The organism is Pseudacidovorax sp. NFM-22, assembly GCF_021401245.1.
Lineage (GTDB): Bacteria > Pseudomonadota > Gammaproteobacteria > Burkholderiales > Burkholderiaceae_C > Xenophilus.
On sequence record NZ_JACBFY010000005.1, the window covers coordinates 268,127 to 286,167 of the forward strand.

18 protein-coding genes are annotated in these 18,041 nt (G+C 70.9%); 7 read left to right on the top strand and 11 right to left on the bottom strand.

From position 1 onward, the window contains the following. Positions 1-106 precede the first annotated feature (106 nt). From L0984_RS18830 to L0984_RS18850, 5 genes are all read left to right on the top strand, one after another. Entirely contained in the window at positions 107-937 is an 831-nt protein-coding gene (locus tag L0984_RS18830; RefSeq protein WP_234195328.1) for an HpcH/HpaI aldolase/citrate lyase family protein, read from the top strand. A 210-nt stretch (positions 938-1,147) separates the two neighbouring features. After that, positions 1,148-2,257, top strand: coding sequence for a 4-hydroxyphenylpyruvate dioxygenase (gene hppD, locus L0984_RS18835; RefSeq protein ID WP_234195329.1), 1,110 nt, complete (start codon positions 1,148-1,150; stop codon positions 2,255-2,257). Beyond that, entirely contained in the window at positions 2,254-2,589 is a 336-nt protein-coding gene (locus L0984_RS18840; protein WP_370646076.1) for a 4a-hydroxytetrahydrobiopterin dehydratase, read from the top strand. The genes hppD and L0984_RS18840 overlap by 4 nt, the downstream gene beginning before the upstream one ends. 9 nt (positions 2,590-2,598) lie before the next feature. After that, positions 2,599-3,501 carry a phenylalanine 4-monooxygenase gene (phhA, locus tag L0984_RS18845; RefSeq protein WP_234195330.1) on the top strand — a complete coding sequence of 301 codons (903 nt, stop codon included), beginning with the start codon at positions 2,599-2,601 and terminating at the stop codon, positions 3,499-3,501. Positions 3,502-3,515: 14 nt separating this feature from the next. After that, the gene (locus L0984_RS18850) at positions 3,516-4,214 is read left to right on the top strand and encodes an SDR family oxidoreductase (protein WP_234195331.1); all 699 of its coding nucleotides are present in this window, start codon (positions 3,516-3,518) and stop codon (positions 4,212-4,214) included. A 108-nt stretch (positions 4,215-4,322) separates the two neighbouring features. On the opposite strand, the gene L0984_RS18855 is transcribed toward L0984_RS18850, so the two are convergent. From L0984_RS18855 to L0984_RS18905, 11 genes are all read right to left on the bottom strand, one after another. Then, positions 4,323-5,129 (bottom strand): shikimate dehydrogenase family protein, encoded by an 807-nt coding sequence (locus L0984_RS18855; RefSeq protein WP_234195334.1) that lies wholly within the window; start codon positions 5,127-5,129, stop codon positions 4,323-4,325. Then, the gene (locus L0984_RS18860; RefSeq protein WP_234195336.1) at positions 5,126-6,184 is read right to left on the bottom strand and encodes a transketolase family protein; all 1,059 of its coding nucleotides are present in this window, start codon (positions 6,182-6,184) and stop codon (positions 5,126-5,128) included. Before L0984_RS18860 ends, L0984_RS18855 begins: the two co-directional genes overlap by 4 nt. Beyond that, a complete protein-coding gene (locus L0984_RS18865; RefSeq protein ID WP_234195338.1) occupies positions 6,177-7,109 on the bottom strand; it encodes a transketolase in 933 nt (310 codons plus the stop codon). The genes L0984_RS18860 and L0984_RS18865 overlap by 8 nt, the downstream gene beginning before the upstream one ends. Then, complete coding sequence (locus L0984_RS18870; RefSeq protein WP_234195340.1) at positions 7,106-9,373, bottom strand: N,N-dimethylformamidase beta subunit family domain-containing protein; 2,268 nt, start codon at positions 9,371-9,373, stop codon at positions 7,106-7,108. The genes L0984_RS18865 and L0984_RS18870 overlap by 4 nt, the downstream gene beginning before the upstream one ends. Positions 9,374-9,402: 29 nt before the next feature. Then, the gene (locus L0984_RS18875; RefSeq protein WP_234195342.1) at positions 9,403-9,741 is read right to left on the bottom strand and encodes a DUF3137 domain-containing protein; all 339 of its coding nucleotides are present in this window, start codon (positions 9,739-9,741) and stop codon (positions 9,403-9,405) included. Between the two features lie 2 nt (positions 9,742-9,743). Then, positions 9,744-10,487, bottom strand: a complete 744-nt coding sequence (locus L0984_RS18880; RefSeq protein ID WP_234195344.1) for a GntR family transcriptional regulator — start codon at positions 10,485-10,487, stop codon at positions 9,744-9,746. 91 nt (positions 10,488-10,578) lie between these two features. Then, a complete protein-coding gene (locus L0984_RS18885) occupies positions 10,579-11,658 on the bottom strand; it encodes an ABC transporter substrate-binding protein (protein WP_234195346.1) in 1,080 nt (359 codons plus the stop codon). Positions 11,659-11,708: 50 nt separating this feature from the next. Next, a complete protein-coding gene (locus L0984_RS18890; RefSeq protein ID WP_234195349.1) occupies positions 11,709-12,548 on the bottom strand; it encodes an ABC transporter permease in 840 nt (279 codons plus the stop codon). After that, positions 12,545-13,459, bottom strand: a complete 915-nt coding sequence (locus tag L0984_RS18895) for an ABC transporter permease (RefSeq protein WP_234195351.1) — start codon at positions 13,457-13,459, stop codon at positions 12,545-12,547. The genes L0984_RS18890 and L0984_RS18895 overlap by 4 nt, the downstream gene beginning before the upstream one ends. Next, entirely contained in the window at positions 13,456-14,598 is a 1,143-nt protein-coding gene (locus tag L0984_RS18900) for an ABC transporter ATP-binding protein (RefSeq protein ID WP_234195353.1), read from the bottom strand. The genes L0984_RS18895 and L0984_RS18900 overlap by 4 nt, the downstream gene beginning before the upstream one ends. Positions 14,599-14,645: 47 nt before the next feature. Then, positions 14,646-15,899 carry an aminotransferase class III-fold pyridoxal phosphate-dependent enzyme gene (locus tag L0984_RS18905; protein ID WP_234195354.1) on the bottom strand — a complete coding sequence of 418 codons (1,254 nt, stop codon included), beginning with the start codon at positions 15,897-15,899 and terminating at the stop codon, positions 14,646-14,648. A gap of 112 nt (positions 15,900-16,011) precedes the next feature. Here L0984_RS18905 and otnK point away from each other — a divergent pair, with 112 nt between their 5' ends. Both otnK and L0984_RS18915 read left to right on the top strand, forming a co-directional pair. After that, positions 16,012-17,295: a 3-oxo-tetronate kinase gene (gene otnK, locus L0984_RS18910; RefSeq protein WP_234195356.1), complete on the top strand. Its 1,284-nt coding sequence runs from the start codon at positions 16,012-16,014 to the stop codon at positions 17,293-17,295. Positions 17,296-17,354: 59 nt separating this feature from the next. Then, positions 17,355-18,041, top strand: a complete 687-nt coding sequence (locus L0984_RS18915; protein ID WP_234195359.1) for a class II aldolase/adducin family protein — start codon at positions 17,355-17,357, stop codon at positions 18,039-18,041.

Here is an 18,041-nt window from a genome sequence, read left to right on the forward strand (position 1 = left end):
GGAGGCCCGACATGAGACAGAGATTCATTGGCTGCCCGCGAACGGGCGCAGCGCACGCTCGCCTGCCGTCCGTGCCGTCGCCGGTGGGCGGCGGGCGCACCATCTGATGGTCGCCCTGCACCGCCCGCCGCGCAGCTACCTCTTCGTGCCGGGCGACCGGCCCGAGCGCTTCGCCAAGGCCTGGGACAGCAATGCCGACGCCGTCATCCTCGACCTGGAGGACGCCGTCGCGCCGCAGGACAAGGATGCCGCCCGGGCAGCGGTGGCCGCCTGGCTGTCGGCCGAGCGACCGGTGTGGGTCCGCATCAATGCCTGCGACACGGCGGCCTTCGAGGGCGACCTGCAGCTCATCGGCCGGCCGGGCCTGGCGGGGCTGATGGTGCCCAAGGCCGAGGCGCTTCCGCCCGCCCTGCTCGCCGCGGCCACGGCGGCCGACTGCCCGCTGCTCGCCCTGGTGGAGACGGCCCGTGGCATCGCCCTGGCCCAGGAGATCGCCCGCACGCCGGGCGTGGCGCGGCTGGCCTTCGGCAGCATCGACTTCCAGGCCGACCTCGGCATCGAGAGCGAGGAAGGCCTGCTGCCCTTCCGCAGCATGCTGGTGCTGGCTTCGCGGCTGGCAGGCCTGCCGCCGCCCGTGGACGGCGTCTGTACGGCGCTGGACGACGCCACCGTGCTGGACGCCGACAGCCGCCGCTCGCGCGCCCTGGGCTTCGGGGGCCGGCTGTGCATCCATCCGAAGCAGGTCGGGCCGGTGCATGCCGCCTGGGCGCCCACACCGGCCGAACAGGCCTGGGCCCGGCGCGTGGTCGAGGCCATGGACGCCAGCGGCGGCAGCGCCGTGCGCGTGGACGGCAAGATGGTCGACCAGCCCGTGCTGATCCGGGCCCGCCAGTGGCTGGACGCGGCGGACACGGGGCGGCGCCCGCGCGGCGGCTGACGGGCGCGGGCGCGTGCAGGCGGCCTGGCCGCCTGAGCGTTTTCCCTGCACAACAAGGGCCAATCACGCTCCAGACACGCATCCCTACCTCAACATCCGCAGGATATCGTTGATCCCCGTCGAATTCGATCCAGAAGTTGCAGGATATGTGCGCGGCCCTCTGCCTACAGTAGAGCCTTTACGACCATCCCTACGACTCTGGAGCCAACGATGTCCGACCTCTTCGACAACCCCATGGGCCTGTGCGGCTTCGAATTCGTCGAATTCGCCTCGCCCACGCCGAATGTCCTGGAGCCGCTGTTCGAGAAGATGGGCTTCACGCTGGTGGCCAAGCACCGCTCCAAGGACGTGCTGCTCTACCGCCAGGGCGGCATCAACTTCATCGTCAACCGCGAGCCGCGCAGCCCGGCCGCCTACTTCGCCGCCGAGCACGGCCCCTCGGCCTGCGGCCTCGCCTTCCGCGTGAAGGACTCGCACCACGCCTACAAGCGCGCCCTGGAGCTGGGCGCCCAGCCCGTCGAGATCGCCACCGGTCCCATGGAGCTGCGCCTGCCGGCCATCAAGGGCATCGGCGGCGCGCCGCTGTACCTGATCGACCGCTACGAGGACGGCAAGTCCATCTACGACATCGACTTCGAATTCCTGCCCGGCGTCGAGCGCCATCCGCAAGGCCACGGCTTCCAGGTGGTGGACCACCTGACGCACAACGTCTACCGCGGCCGCATGAGCTACTGGGCGGACTTCTACAGCAAGCTCTTCAACTTCCGCGAGATCCGCTACTTCGACATCAGCGGCGAGTACACCGGCCTGACCTCCAAGGCCATGACCGCACCGGACGGCCTGGTGCGCATTCCGCTGAACGAGGAGTCGCGCCAGGGCGGCGGCCAGATCGAGGAATTCCTGATGCAGTTCAACGGCGAAGGCATCCAGCACATCGCCCTGCTCACGGACAACCTGCTCGAGTCCATCGACCGGCTGCAGATGGCCGGCGTGCCGCTGCTGACGGCGCCCAACGACATCTACTACCAGAACCTGGACAAGCGCCTGCCCGGTCACGGCCAACCCGTGGGCGAACTGCAGGCCCGCGGCATCCTGCTGGACGGCACCACCGAAGGCGGCCAGCCGCGCCTGCTGCTGCAGATCTTCTCGGAGCCCACGCTGGGCCCGGTCTTCTTCGAATTCATCGAGCGCAAGGGCGACTATCGCGAAGGCTTCGGCGAGGGCAACTTCAAGGCCCTGTTCGAGTCGCTGGAGCGCGACCAGATCAACCGCGGCGTGCTGAAGGTGGACGACAAGGCCGCCGAGAAGGAAGCCGCGTGAGCGCAGCGCCCGCCCGGCTCGACGGCGAGGCATTGACCGCGCAGCTCCAGGCGCTGCCGCACTGGCGCCATGCGCCGGATCGCGGCGGCCTGATCGTGCGCGAATTCGTCTTCGCCGATTTCGTGGCCGCCTTCGGCTTCATGGCCCAGGTGGCCCTGCATGCGGAACGCATGAACCACCATCCCGAGTGGTTCAACGTCTACAACCGCGTGCAGGTCACCCTGACCACGCACGATGCCAACGGCCTGTCGACCAAGGACATCGAGATGGCCGGCCTGATGGACCGGCTGGCCACCGCCCTGGGCGCACGCGCCCCCGCCTCCTCCACCTAGGAGCCCTCCATGCTGCAGACCTCCAACACCGCGCCGGCCAAGCATGGCCTGGCGGCGGGGACGGGCCACGCCCCGGCCCGACCCGACTGGACCATCGACCAGGACTGGGGCCGCTACACCGCCGAAGAGCACGGCGTGTGGCGCACGCTCTTCGAACGCCAGAGCCGGCTGCTGCCCGGCCGCGCCTGCGACGAATTCATCCGCGGCATGCAGGACCTGCCCATCGGCCCCGAGCAGATTCCCGACTTCGAACAGATGTCCAAGGTGCTGCGCCAGCGCACCGGCTGGGAGGTGGTGGCCGTGCCAGGCCTGGTGCCCGACGACGTGTTCTTCGAGCACTTGGCCAACCGCCGCTTTCCGGCCGGCCAGTTCATCCGCAAGCCGCACGAGTTGGACTACCTGGAAGAGCCCGACGTCTTCCATGACGTGTTCGGCCACGTGCCGATGCTGATGAACCCGGTGATCGCCGACTACATCCAGGCCTACGGCGAAGGCGGCCTCAAGGCCAACCGCCTGGGCATGCTGGAGAAGCTGGCCCGGGTGTACTGGTACACGGTGGAGTTCGGCCTGGTGCAGCAGAGCGACGGCCTGCGCATCTATGGCGCGGGCATCGCGTCATCCTTCAGCGAGACGCGCTTCGCGGTCGAGTCCGACTCGCCCAACCGCGTCCGCTTCGAGCTGGCGCGCGTGATGCAGACGCACTACCGCATCGACGACTTCCAGGAAACCTACTTCGTGCTGGGCCACCTTGACGAGCTGCTGGAGCTGGCCCGCATCGACTTCGCGCCGCTCTACCAGCGCCTGGCCGGTGCGCCCGAGCATGAACCGGGCGACGTGCTGCCCGGCGACACGGTGCTCACGCGCGGCCGCGGCCACTACCACGCGGCGCGCCGCAACGCGGGCGCGGCCTGAAGGAACCCCAGTCCATGACGACCCCCTCCCCCGCCCGGAAGATCGTGCTGATCACCGGCGCGTCCGGCCAGCTGGGCCGCGCCGTCGCGCAGGCCTTCCTCGACCAGGGCGCGCGGCTCATCCTGCTGGACCGTCACCGCGGCGTGCTGCCCGATGGCGAGGACCTGCGCCATGTGACGGTCGACCTCGCCGACCGCACGCAGGTCGTGCAGCGCATCGGCGAAGCCACCGCGCAGATGGGCGGCCTGCACACGGTCTGCCACATCGCCGGCGGCTTCCGCATGGGCGAGGCGGTGCACGAGACCAGCGCCGCGACCTGGGACCTCCTGATGGACCTCAACGCCCGCTCGCTGCTGCACGTGGCCGCGGCCACCGTGCCGCTGCTGCTCGCGCAGGGCGGCGGCCAGATCGTGACGGTGGGCGCCGGCGCGGCCGCCCGCGGCGGTGCGCAGATGGGTGCCTACAGTGCGTCCAAGAGCGCGCTGATCCGCCTGACCGAATCGATGTCGGCGGAACTGAAGGACCAGGGCATCCGGGTCAACTGCGTGCTGCCCTCGATCATCGACACGCCGGACAACCGGCGGTCCATGCCCGAGGCCGACTTCGGCCGGTGGGTGACGCCCCAGGCCCTGGCAGAGGTGATCGCCTTCCTGGCCTCCGATGCGGCGCGCGCGATCCACGGCGCGGCGATCCCGGTCAGCGGGCGGGTCTGACGGCCGCCCAGGCGCTCGGCGCGAGCGGCGCCCCGCTCGCTCGCGGCATGGCATCGGGGTAGTTGCGGTCGTCGTTACCCCATCGATCGAGCCGCCACCCCATCCGGTTCAGCTCGGAATGCCCAGCAGCTGCTTCACCAGGCCGTACTGCGCATCGAGCATCGAGGTGCCGAGCGAGATCCGGCAGCCGCGGGCCTGCGCCGCCACCAGCAGCGGCGTGAGCGCGGGCGTCATGATGATCTCGGCCACATCGGTGGAAGCGGCGAGCCGACCGACGTCCATGGGCAGCGGATCGCCCTCGTGCATGCCCATCGAGGTGGTGTTGATCACCACGTCGAATCCACGCGGATCGTCCGGCCCCGACGCGGCCGCACAGCCCGGCCAGGCCGCGCCCACCGCCTCGGCCAGCGCCTGCGCGCGCGCCGCCGTGCGGTTGTGGATGACGAGCGCGCTCGCGCCCGCCTCGGCGACGGCGAAGGCCACCGCACGGCCTGCACCGCCCGCGCCCAGCTGCAGCACGCGGCGGCCGGCCAGGCCGATGCCGCTGGCCGCCAGGCCGTCCACGAAGCCCTGACCGTCGAGGTTGTCGCCCGTGAGGCGGCCGTCGGGATCGCGGCGGACGAAGTTGACCGCGCCGATCAGGCGCGCACGCGGCGTGACCGCATCCAGCAGCGGCATCACCGCGATCTTGTGCGGAATGGTCACGCCGAAGCCCTGCACGTTCTGCAGCAGGCGCAGCGTGCCGATGACGGTCGCCAGGTCCTTCGGCTGCACATGCAGCGGCGACACCGCCATGTCCAGCCCCTCTGCTGCAAAGCGCGCGTTGAGCCGGTCCGAGCCGACCACATGCGCGACCGGATCGGCCAGGATGAACAGGATGCCGGTGCGGCCGGTGATGCGCAGGGCGGCGCTCAACGCGCGTCTCCTGCGGCCAGCGCACGGCGCACCGCCTCGGCCACCGCCGGCGGCGTGAGGCCATGGCGCTCGAACAGCCAGGGCATCGAGGCGCCCTGCGCGAACTGGTCGCGCACGCCCAGGCGCAGCAGGCGCGCGCCGCCGCCAGCCTCCGCCATCGCCTCGGCGACGGCCGAGCCCAGCCCGCCGATCACCGAATGGTTCTCCAGCGTCACGATCAGCCGGCGCTGCCGGGCCTGCGCACGCACGAAGTCCTCGTCGAAGGGCTTGAGCGTGTGGGCGTTGGCCACGGCCACGCCCACCCCCCCGGCCCGCAGGCGCGCGGCGGCGGCCAGCGCCACCTCGACCATCAGGCCGCTGGCGATCAGCAGCACCTCGCCCTCTGCGGCCTCCAGCGGCTGGATCTCGCCGATGCGCAACGGCATCCAGGGCGTGCCCGCAGGCAGGGCCTGGCTGGCGCGCAGCAGGCGCAGGTAGACGGGTCCCTTGTGGTCGGCCGCCGCACGGACGGCGGCGGGCACCTGGGCCGGTCCGGCCGGCTCGATCACCGTCATGTTCGGCAGGGCCCGCATCAGCGCGATGTCGTCGATGGCCTGATGGCTCACGCCCAGGATGGTGGCGAGCCCGGGCAGGAAGCCCACGATCTTCACGTCCGCCTTCGGGTAAGCCACCTGCATGGCCACCTGGTCGTAGGGCCGCCGCGTGGCGAAGACGCAGAAGGTGTGGACCCAGGCCTGCAGGCCGCAGCGCGCCAGTCCGCCCGCCACGCCGACCATGTTGGCCTCGGCGATGCCGGCATTGATGAAGCGCTCGGGCAGCGCATCGCGGAACAGGTCGGTCTCGGTGGAGCTGCTCAGGTCGGCCGACAGCGCCACGATGTGGCCGCGCTCGCGCGCCAGGGCCAGCAGCGTCTCGCCGTAGTAGCGTGGCACGGCGGCCGGACTGGTGGCCGTGGCGCTTGCGGCCGGCGCGACGGCATGCGCGCCGCCCTGCGTGAAGTCGTCGACCACGACGGCATCCGCCTGCGCCGACGGGGAAAGGTTGGCATCACCCATGGCGGGCCTCCAGTTCGGCCAGGGCCGCATCGGCCAGATCGGCAGGCAGCTTCGCGTTGTGGCTGATCACCCCCTCCAGCGCACGCACGCCCTTGCCCGGCACGGTGGTGGCGATCAGGATGGTGGGCTGCGCCCGGTTGGCGCGGGCCAGACCGAAGGCCGCGACCAGCGCATCCAGGTCATGGCCGTCGACCTCGATGGCCTGCCAGCCGAAGGCCCGCCACTTGTCGGCGATGGGCGCGAGCCGCAGCACCTGGTCGGTGTGGCCCTCCACCTGCATCCAGTTCAGGTCGAGGATCACGCACAGGTTGCCCAGCTTCTGGGAGCCCGCGAACATCGCGGCCTCCCACACCTGGCCCTCTTCGAGTTCGCCGTCGCCGAGGATGACGTTGACCCGCCAGTCCACGCCCGACAGCCGCGAGGCCAGCGCCATGCCGGCCGCGGCCGAGACGCCCTGCCCCAGCGAGCCGAAGGTGCCTTCGACCACGGGCCCCAAGCGCTCGGAAACATTGATCTCCAGCGCGGAGCCGTCCACCACGTAGCCCGCCAGGTCGGCCTCGGGAATCATCCCGCGCAGCGCCAGCGCCGCATGGAAGAGCGCCGAGTTGTGGGCGGTGGAAAGGATGCAGCGGTCGCGCCGCGGCCAGCGCGGCTCGGCCGGATCGATGGCCGCCTCGTGGAAGTAGAGGCTCGCGAACAGCTCGGCCGCGCCCAGGCCCTGCTGCACATAGCCCTGGCCATGGCGGCGCACCAGTTGCACCACCTGGCGGCGCAGCAGGCGGGCCACCTCGCGCAGCTCGTGGGTGGGCAGGGCCAGCCGGCCTGCCGCCTGCCAGCGCGGATCGGCACCCGACGCCGTCACTGCGCGAGCGGCGGCGGCACCCGCGTCGCTGCTGTCCTGAGCAAGGGCCGGGCGGGCACTCATGCCGGCACCTCGAAGGGCGCCGGGTCCAGGAAGCGCTGCAGCACATTGCCCGTGATGCGGCTGATGTTGTTGTCGTAGCCGTTGTGGCTGAGCGAGAGCACGTACGAGATCGACCCCGTCGCGAAGACCGCACCGCCGTTGGCCGTCTCGAAGAACACCATGTCCGCCCGCACCAGCGCGTTCTGCTCGCCGTCCAGGCCGTGCACCGTGGTGCGGTACTCCTCGGGCGTGGGCAGCGCGCCCGGCCCCAGGCCGTGCGAGGTCGCCAGCATCACCGCATGCGGCGGCGAGCCCAGGCCGACGTCGAAGCGGTCGATCTCGATGCCCACGGCCCCGCCGATGCGCACGCCGTAGTCGCCGATGCGCTCGCTGGGCGCGATGCCCTCGACCGCGAAGGCCACACGCGGGTTGGCCGCATCGGGCGTCAGCAGGTAGTAGCCGGCATGGTCGTAGACCATGGCCGCGAAGCCCACGCCGATCAGCTTCTGCGGCGCGAAGCCGCTGTGGCGCCACAGCGCCCCGGGCTCGCCGGTGCCGGCCAGGTGCACCTCGCCGGGTTGCGATTCCCAGGTGCGGGTGCCGGCCATGCCGCGGCGCACTTCCACCGCGGCGGGCGCCTGCGGATGGAAGGCACAACGCCAGTAAAAGCCGTTGGCGCCCAGGGCCAGGTGGCGGCCACCCGCGTTCTGGAAGGCCATGATGCCGTTCATCATGGCCTCGCTGTAGTACTCGGGATGCGACAGCGTGGCGAGCGTGCGGTAGCCGGCCAGCGCGCCGGGCCCCTGGCGGTCCAGTTCGACGTCGGTGATGACGTCGTAGTCGATGCCCTTCTCTTCCAGCCAGTCCAGGAAGTGGCTGTCGATGGCGAGGTTGCCGGGCGTGGAGCGGGGGCGCATGTTCAGCACCGGCCGCAGCCAGGAGCTGTAGGCCCGGCCGCTGCCGTCGATGTGGTGGTCGTAGGTGGACTGACCCACCTCCGGATGCTCCTGCAGGTAGACGTCGTCGCCCGTCAGCATCAGCAGCCGCTCGGTCAGCACCTCGAAGTGCACGGCATGCAGCCGCAGCGCACTGTTGGCATAGGCCATGTAGGTCATGCTGGCCGCCAGCACCGCCAGGGGTGCCCGCGCCGCATCGGCCGCGGGCGTGATGAAGAAGGTGATGAAGGTCTCGGCATCGTCCGCGGCGCGCGCGCCGCCCTGCCCCGGCGGGCGCAGGCGCAGGGCGTAGAAGCCGGACTTCCAACTGCGCGGCACGTCCAGCGCCAGCGTGGCCGGCCATTCGCAGTCGTAGATGTCGTCGCTGTGGAAGTGGATGGCGCCGTACTGCTGCGGCGCGGCGCGCCAGTCGTGCACGTCGCCCGTCCAGCGCACGCCCGTCATGGCGCGACAGGGCAGCTGGTGCAAACGGCCGTGCAGGCGGTTGGCCGAGATGTCCGGCACGTCCAGCGTCTCGATGCCCTGCGAGAAGTCCCAGCACGCCACCAGCTGCGCATCGGCCTGGCCGGGCCGGGGCGCCTCGTCGCAGCGGCGCAGCGCGTCGGCCTCCATGCGGCCCAGCACGAGACGGGGACCTTCGATCTTGCCGTCGTAGTGGCCCGCGCACAGGGTGCCCGTGCGGGTGCGCAGGTGCGCGCCGACCGTCAACGCGCACTGCGCGTCGACCTGCCAGGGGGCCGGGGCCGTGCGACGCGCCTCGTGGCGTTGCTCGGGCAGGGCGCCTTCGGCCAGGCGAATCTGCAGCACCTGCAGCTCGCCGGTGGCCGGGTCCAGGCTGGCCTGCACCCAGTACCAGCGCCGCTGCTCCAGCGCGACACCCGTGCCCAACACGATGCTGCCCGCATCGCTTCCCACGCGAAGGCCGACGCCGGCGCGGCTCACCTGCAGTGCATAGCCGCGGCTGGTGTCGTCGCACCAGCGGGCCACCACGGTCTGGGGCGTGTCGGTCAGGCGCGTGGGCCAGATGTAGGCGCCGAAGGTGAAGGCCCCGTCGGGCGCCAGGCGCGCGTCCTCCGGCACATGCAGGAAGGAACCGCAGGGCACCTCGCGGTGCGCCACCGCATGCAGGCCGTCGAGCGGCGACGCCATCTCCTGGTACTTGATGCCCGGGCCGGTGGCGTCGGCATCGGCGCAGCGCACGCGCACGAACTTCACGTCGGCCTGCGTCTGCTGCGCGCTGCTGAGGTGGAAGCGGATGCGCTCGCCCGCGCGCACGCTGAGTTGGTCGGGATAGCCGACGAAGGCGTTGGTCTCGATGGGGAAGGTCATGGTGATGGAATGCGGTGCGCGGGGGGCGCTCAGTCGATGTCAAGCGCAGTGCCGGCGAGTGCCTGCCAGCGCAGCTTGAAGACATGCCACTCGGCCTCGTCCAGCGACTCGAAGACCACGTCGTGGAAGACCTTCACCTTCTGCCCGCGCTCGTCGGGCATCTGCGCCAGCGCCCAGCGGCGGCCGGGCTCGACCGTCAGCAGCAGGTAGCGACCCGGAAAGGCGCCCCAGCGCATGCGGTGCAGCAGCTTGCGCAGCTCTTCGCTGTGGGGGCCTCGGATGTTGCGGCGGAACTCGCTGGCGAGCTCGGTGCGGCTCGGGTCCAGCACATAGCGCGCGGCCTGGGGGTCGCTGGTGTGGTCCATCATGGTCAGGGCGGTGTCTTGCCGGGCGGCGCCGGCTGGTTGCGAAGCGCCAGCAGTTCGGCCGCGCGCTCGGGGTTGTGGTCGATCTCGGTGAGCACCTTCACGAAATTGCGTCCGCCCTCGACCAGGTCGTCGCGGATGGCCTGCGTGACCAGGGCCACGTTGCGGGCCTGCAGGCCCTTGAGGACGTTCATGTGCTGGTGCTCGGCGTCGTAGCTGGGATGGCCGTGCGGGTACAGAAAGTTCAGCATCGGGCCCACCTGCACCCAGATGCGGTCGAGCAACTCGGTGAGCTGCGGCATGCCAGAGCGGCGGTAGATGCCGAAGTGGAAGTCGAAGTTGTGCTGCAGCGCGGCGCGGTAGTCGCGCGTCTTTTCCGCCCGCATCAGCAGGCGGTGCGACTCGGTCAGCTGCCGGATCGCGGCATCGTCGAGCAGCGGGATGGCCCGCTCGGCGGCCAGCGGTTCCAGCGCCAGCCGGATGTCGCGCAACTCCAGGTACTCGGCCAGGCTCAGCTGCCGCACGCGGATGAAATAGCCTTCCTTCATCTCCAGGGCGCGGTCGCGCACCAGCTGGATCAGGGCCTCGCGCACGGGCGTCTCGCTGGTGCCGATCTCCTTGGCCAGTTCGCGGATCTTGAGCCGCTGCCCGGGCTGGAAGACCGCGGACATGAGCTTCTCGCGCAGGCTTTCGTAGATCTGGCTGGCGAGGTTGGTTCGGCCGACGACGTTGAGACCAGGGGTGGACATGTTCATCTCTGTGGGGCTGCGAAGGGAGCCGCCGGGGCGGCGGCGCAGCGAGTATCGGGGCCGCTGCGCACCGCCTGCCCGGCCTTGCGACTCAGCGGCCCAGCCAGGCGATCCAGCGGTCGCGCAGCATCTGGCGGTTGTTGCCGATCCATTCGTAGTCGGCCACGATCAGCTTGTCGAAGTTCTCGGCCGAGGTCGCCAGCATGGCGCGGCGCTCGGGCGGGAACAGGTTGGCGGTCTTGGCGTTGCCGGTGTCGTAGCTGACGGCATCGACGAACTTCACGTGCTGCTCGGGCGGCAGGCTGTAGAAGAAGTCCAGGTAGGCCATGGCGGCCTTGGGGTGCGGCGCCCCCTTGGGAATGGCCATGTAGCCCACGTCGCGGATGGCGCCGTCCCACGACACGGCCAGCGGCACCTTGGCGTTGATCAGCGAGATCAGGCGGCCCGAATAGCCCATGGTCATGACCACCTCCTTGCTGCGCATGGTCTGCTGGAGCTGGTCGCCGCTCTTCCACCACACGGCGATGCTGGGGCGCAGCTTGTCGAGCTTCTTGTAGGCGCGGTCCAGGTCGAGCGGGAAAAGCTTGTCGGGCGCCACGCCATCGGCCAGCAGGGCGGCCACGGGCACCCACCATTCGCGGTCGCCGGTGTCGGGCAGGCCGCGCGGGCCGGGGAATTTGGCGGTGTCCCAGAAGTCGGCCCAGGTCCGGGGGCCCTTGCCGTCCTTGAAGACGTCGGTGTTGTAGCCGATCTGCATGCCGCCCACGGTGCGCATCACGCCATAGGGCGTGCAGGCGCCCTTGACGCCGTTGGCCGTCACGCTGGGCAGCTTGCTGCAGTCGATGGGCTGCAGCAGGTCCTTCTTCTGCACCAGGTCGGGCGGCGTGGCGGTGACGATGTCGAACTCCATGCCGCCGCTGCGCGACATGGCCTGCACCTTGGCCCACTGGTCGGGCACCTCGATGGCGGCAGGGATCACGTCCACGCCCTTGGCCTTGGAGAAGGGCGTGTAGAAGGACTGCACCAGCGCCTTCTCGATCAGACCGCCGGTGGTGGCGATCACCAGTTCCTTCTCGAGGGCCTGCGCCGAGGCGCCGGCGGCACCGAGCAGGGCAACGCCGCCGAGGACGAGCGCGCGGGCGCCCTTGCGTGGATCGAGCCAATTCATCATCACGAACTCCTTGCGAGTGAAGACCAGGGAAAGAAAGAGAGGACTGGCGCTCAGCGGCTGCGCCGCCGGGCCTCCAGCACGCGCAGCAGCGCGGCGGCGACGAGCACCGCGATCGACAGCAGGGTCAGCAGCGTCGCGATGGCGGGAATGACCGGCGTGAGGTTCTGCTCGATGTCCTCGAACATCCGGCGCGGCAGCGTGCGCTGGCGCACGCTGGAGACGAAGAAGGACACCACCGGTTCGTCGAAGGAGATGATGAACGCGAACAGCGCCCCGCTCAGCAGGCCCGGCACGATCAGCGGCAGCGTCACCAGGAAGAAGGCGCGCAACCGGCTCGCGCCGCAGCTCATCGCGGCCGACTCCAGGTCGGGGTCCACGCGCGACAGCGCCGCCGAGACGGTGAAGACCACGAAGGGCAGCGCCAGCACGGTGTGCGCGGCCACGAAGCCGGTCATCGTGCCCACCACGCCCAGGCGCTGGTAGAACAGGTAACAGGCCACCGCTACCGCGATGTGCGGCGCGATCACCGGGCCGATCACCATGAGCTGCGTGGCCGAACGCAGGCGCGCGGCACCGCGCACGATGGCATACGCCACCATGGTGCCGATCACCACCGAGCAGACCATGGTGAGCGCCGCCACGCGCAGGCTCAACAGGGCGGCGCGCTGCCACTGGGGATCGGCGAAGAACTCCTCGTACCAGTGCAGCGTGAAGCCGCGCGGCGGGAACTCGAGGTAGTCCGCCGGGCTGAAGGACATCGGCACGATGATCAGCGTGGGCAGCATGATGAACAGCACCACCAGCCACACGTAGACGCGCAGCGAGAGGCTGCCCAGGTCGAAGGGCGCCCGGTTGCGGCGGGCCGGCGGGACGCTCGGGGTGTCGGTCATGCGCCGCCTCCCATCAGACGGTTGAAGCTCACGGCCTTGTTGAAGACCATCGTCAGGCTGGCGACGACCACCATCAGCACACCGATCAGCGCGGCAGCGAAGGGCCAGTCGAGCATCTCGCGCACCTGCTGCGACACCAGCGTGGCGATCATCAGCTCCTGCGGGCTGCCCACCAGCGCGGGCGTGACGAAGAAGCCCAGCGCCGAGAGGAAGACCATCAGGCAGCCGCTCCAGATGCCGGCCCGGCTCATGGGCAGCAGCACCTCGAAGAAGGCGCGCCGGCGGTTGGCGCCCAGCATGGCCGCCGCCCGCATGTAGTCGTCGGGAATGTTCTTGAGCGCCGAGTAGATCGGCAGGATCAGGAAGGGCAGCAGTACATGGGCCATAGCCAGCACCACGGCGCCCTCGGTGTAGAGCAGCTTCATGGGCGCCCCGGTCAGGCCCAGCCACTGCAGGGCGTTGTTGACGATGCCGTCGCGGCGCAGCAGCACGATCCAGGCCGCCGTGCGCACCAGCACGCTGGACCACAGCGGCAGCAGCACGCAGGCCGTCAGCAGCAGGGCGACCGCGCCTTTCACGCGCGTCATCATGTAGGCGATGGGAAAGCCCAGCACCAGCGCCAGCGCGGTGGTGAGCAGGCTGATCCAGCCGGTGCGCACCATCACACGCAGATAGACGGGGTTGTCGAACACGCGCGCATAGTTGTCCAGCGTCGGGTGCGGCTCCAGCACGCTCAGCGACAGCAGGCTCAGCAGCGGATAGACGAAGACCACCAGCAGCAGCGCGAAGAAGGGCGCGAGCAGCAGCGCCGTCCAGCCGCCACTGAGCTGCCGGCCGCCCAGCCACAGGCGGCGCAGCGGCGACGGTGGTGCCAGGGCGGCCGCGGCCACCGAAGGGGCGACGGCGCTCATGCTGCCGCCACCTCGTCGCCATACACGCGCAGCGCCTCGGGCGCCCAGCGCAGGCCGACCTGGTCGCCGGCCTGCACGCTGACGCGGCTGGGGTCGGACAGGCGCGCGCGCAGCTCGGTGCCGTCGTCCAGGTTGGCGATGCACAGCACGGTGGAGCCGCTGTAGATCACGCCGGCCACGCGGGCCCGCAGGGCCGACGGGTCTTCGGGATTCACCAGCGCGATCTGCTCCGGCCGCAGCGCCGCCACGCCCTGCCCGCCCGCGGCGCCCAGGCCGACCAGCGCCTGCGCGTCCACCTCGCAGGGGTGCGCGCCGCCCGGCAGCTGCACCGTGGCCGCCTCGCCGCGCAGCGGCCCCACGCCGACGGGGATGAAGTTGGTCTCGCCGATGAAGCCGGCGACGAAGCGGTTGCGCGGCCGTTCGTACAGTGCCTTGGGTTCGTCCAGCTGCTGGATGCGGCCCTGGTTGAGTATGGCGACGCGGTCGGCCATGGTCAGCGCCTCGCCCTGGTCGTGCGTCACGAAGACCACGGTGATGCCCAACTGCGACTGCAGGCGCTTGATCTCCAGCTGCATCTCCTCGCGCAGGTTCTTGTCGAGCGCGCTGAGCGGCTCGTCCATCAGCAGCACCTTGGGCCGGTAGACGATGGCGCGGGCCAGGGCCACGCGTTGCTGCTGGCCGCCCGACAGTTGCGCGGGCATGCGGTCGCCCAGGCCCGCGAGCCGCACGGTGGCCAGCGCCTGCTCGGCGAGCCGGTGGCGCTCGGGCTTGGCCACACCGCGCATCTTGAGGCCGAAGGCCACGTTGTCCAGCACCGTCAGGTGCGGGAACAGCGTGTACTTCTGGAACACCATGCCCAGGTTGCGGTGGTTGGCCGGCAGGTAGGTCACGTCGCGGCCGTCGATGGCGATCTGGCCGGCGTCGGGCAGCTCGAAGCCGGCGATGCTCATCAGGATCGAGGTCTTGCCGGAGCCGCTGGGGCCCAGCAGCGCCAGGAACTCACCCGGCCGGACATGCAGCGAGACATCGTCCACGGCACGGACGGCGCCGAAGCGCTTGGCCAGCCGCGTGATCTCGATGGAGGCGCCGCCGACGTAGTCGGCCGTGCCGGCGGGCGTGGGACGGGGGGCGGATGCCATCTGCATCTCTCCTGCAATCGTGGAGGGGGGCGGCGCGCTCGGCCGCGTCATCGGGACCCGAAGCGCCGGGACACGGCGGCGAAGGCGGCGTCGGTGGCCTCGAGTGCCTGGTCGATGTCGGCCTCGGTGTGCGCGAGCGAGAGGAACATGTTGTGGCGGGGATGCAGGTAGACCCCGCGGCGCAGGGCCTCGACGGTGAAGGCCGAGCCCTTCTCGAAGGCCGGATCGTCCTCGAACAGGATCAGCGGCAGCGCGGCGGGGCCGGACTGGCGCACCGGCATGCCGTGGCTGGCGGCCTGGGCCGCGATGCCGTCGCGCAGGCGCTGGCCCATGGCCTGCACGTGGCCGACCACATCCTGCGCATCGGCCACGTCCAGCGTGGCCAGGCTGGCCGCCATGGCCACGCCGCCCGACCAGAAGGAGCCCGTCGCATAGATGCGGGTGGCCGCATCGCGCAGGCTGTCCACGCCGGTGACGGCAGCGAGGGCGTAGCCGTTGGCGATGGACTTGCTCCAGGCGCACAGGTCGGGCCGCACGCCCACCGTCTCCCAGCTGCCGCCCGCATGCACGCGCATCCCGGCCCGCACCTCGTCCACGATCAGGGCCGCCCCGGCCTTGTCGCACAGCTGGCGGGCATGGCGTGCGAATGTGGGGGTGGGCAGCTCCTGGTCGACGCCCAGGTCATGCTTGAAGGCGGCGCACACGATGGCGGCCAGGTCGTCGCCGGCCTTGGCCACAGCCGCGTCCAGGCTCGCCGTGTCGTTGTAGGTGTAGTGGATGAGGTGCGCCCGGTCCTCGGCCGTGATGCCCACCGGCACCGGCGTGCACCACGGGTCGGCGCCGTGGTAGGCCTTGGTGGCCACCAGCACCTTGCGCTTGCCGGTGGCGGCGCGCGCCACCATCAGGCAGATGGTGGTGGCGTCGGTGCCGTTCTTCTGGAACAGCGCCCAGTCCGCATGCGCGGTGCGGGCCACGAAGCGCTCGGCCAGCTCGACGAAGCGCTCCGTCGGGCCGTTGAAGCAGTCGCCCAGCGCCTGCTGGCGGCGGGCCGCCTCGTCCACCTGCGGATGGGCATGGCCCAGCAGGTTGGGGCCCCAGCTGCACATGAAGTCAATGTACTCGCGGCCATCGACGTCCCACAGCCGGCACCCCTGGCCGCGGGCGAAGTACTGCGGATAGCCCGCGGGCAGCTGGGCCGCGTTCAGGTGCCCGGTCATGCCGCCCGGCACCACCTTGAGGGCGCGCTGGCGCAGAAGTTGGTCGCGCTCGCCGACGGTGGCGCTGGAGGTTTCGGAAGACATGGAAAGAAGCCTTGGGTGGTCGTCGATTTCGGCCGTAGGATATATCATGTTTCATGTAACGCGATAGCCCCTGGACGCCGCGGGCGCTTTTTTCCAACGCAAGGAGACTTGAATGGCCCTTCTGTTCGGCGCCCTCGCCGATGACCTGACCGGCGGCATGGAGCTCGCCGCCATGCTCGTGGCCCAAGGGGTGCGCTGCGGCTTCGTGACGCATCCGGCCGAACTGGACGCGCTGCCCGCCGACATCGAGGCGGCCGTCATCGCCGGCAAGACGCGCGTGGTGCCGGCGCAGGACGCGGTGCGGGCCTTTGCCGACGGCGCCCGGGCGCTGCAGGCGCGCGGCGCCCGGCAGCTCTTCTTCAAGTACTGCGCCACCTTCGACTCCACCGACGCCGGCAACATCGGCCCCTGCGCCGACCTGCTGCGCGAGATGACGGGGGCGCGCTTCACGGCCTTCTGCCCCTCCTTTCCGGAGGCGGGCCGCCGCGTGTTCCAGGGCCACCTGTTCGCGGACGACATGCTGATCTCGGAGTCGCCCAAGCGCTTCGATCCGCTCACGCCCATGCTCGACCCCAGCCTCGTGCGCACGCTGCAGCGCCAGACGGCAACGAAGGTGGGGCTGCTGCCCCAGCAGGTGGTGCATGCCGGGCTGGCGGCGATGCGCGCGCATGTGGCGCAGCTGCAGGCCGCGGGCGTGGGCTTCGCCATCGCCGATGCCGCCGAGCCGGACGACCTGGCAGCGCTCGCGGCCCTGACCTGGGACTGGCCGCTGATGACGGGCAATTCGTCGATCGGCGCCTACTACCCCGCGCACTGGCGCCGCAACGGCTGGCTGACGTCCGCCCCGGCCGACCCGGCGCTGCCGGCCGTGGAAGGCCCCGCGGTCGTCCTGGCCGGCAGTTGCGCCGGCCGCTCCATCGAGCAGCTGCGCGCCTTCGGCCAGCAACGCCCGGTGCTCTGGATCGACATGGTCCGCGCGCTGGAAGGCGCCGACGTGGTGGGCGAGGCCCTTGCCTGGGCGCTGCCCCTGCTCGCGGCGGGCCCGGTGGCCATTGCCACTTCGGCCGAGGCGGCCGAAGTCGAACGTGTGCAGGCCCGCGCGGGCAAGCTGGGCGCCGCCGCACTGGCCGAGGAGGTGCTGGGCCGCCTGGCGCTGCGCCTGCGCGATGCGGGCGTGCGGCGCTTCGTCATCTCCGGCGGCGAGACCTCCGGCGCCGTGCTCCGGCACCTGGCCGTCACCCGCCTCACCGTGGGCGCCTACGAGGGCCCCGGCGTGGCCCGCGCGGTGACCGACGACCCCGGCGAGGGCCGGCTCGCGCTGTGCCTCAAGTCCGGCAAGCTGGGGCCCGTCGACATGCTGCTGCCCATGCTCCAGGGCATGGCCTCCGGCGGATAGGCCCCATGCCATCCGCCGTCCCGTACCGACCTCCACCCCTTCAGAAGAAAGCCGATCCGATGACGACTCCCCTCGACACCCCGATCTCCGAAGACGCCCTTCGCCAGGCCCTGGCCGACGGCTACCGCCGTCTGGCCGAACTCGGCCTCAACACGGGCAGCGCCGGCAACATCAGCTGCCGCTTCGACGGCGGCGCGCTGATCAGCCCTTCCGGCGCGGATGCCCACAGCATCGACGCGCAGGCCATCGTCTCGATCACCATGGATGGCGAGAACCGCTCGCCGGGCATTCCGTCCAGCGAATGGTCCATGCACACCGCCATCTACCGGCACTATCCGCAGGCCCTGGCGGTGGTGCATACCCATTCGGACGCCTGCGTGGCCCTGTCGGCCCAGCGCCGGCCGCTCCCCGCCTTCCACTACATGCTGGCGGGCTTCGGCGGCGACGGGGTGCCTTGTGCCAAGTACGCCACCTTCGGCACCGACGCCCTGGCGCAATCGGCGGTCGACGCGCTGGCCGGCCACACGGCCTGCCTGCTGGCCAACCACGGAATGATCTGCCATGCGGTCTCCATCGAGAAGGCCGTCGCCAATGCGGCCAAGCTGGAGACGCTGGCGCGCCAGTACTGGATGAGCGCCCAACTGGGCGCCCCCGTGGTGCTGGACGCGGCGGAGATGGCGACGGTGCGCGACCGCTACCGCAGCTACGGCAAGGCGAGGCTGCCGCGCGGCGCCGGCGCCGCCTGA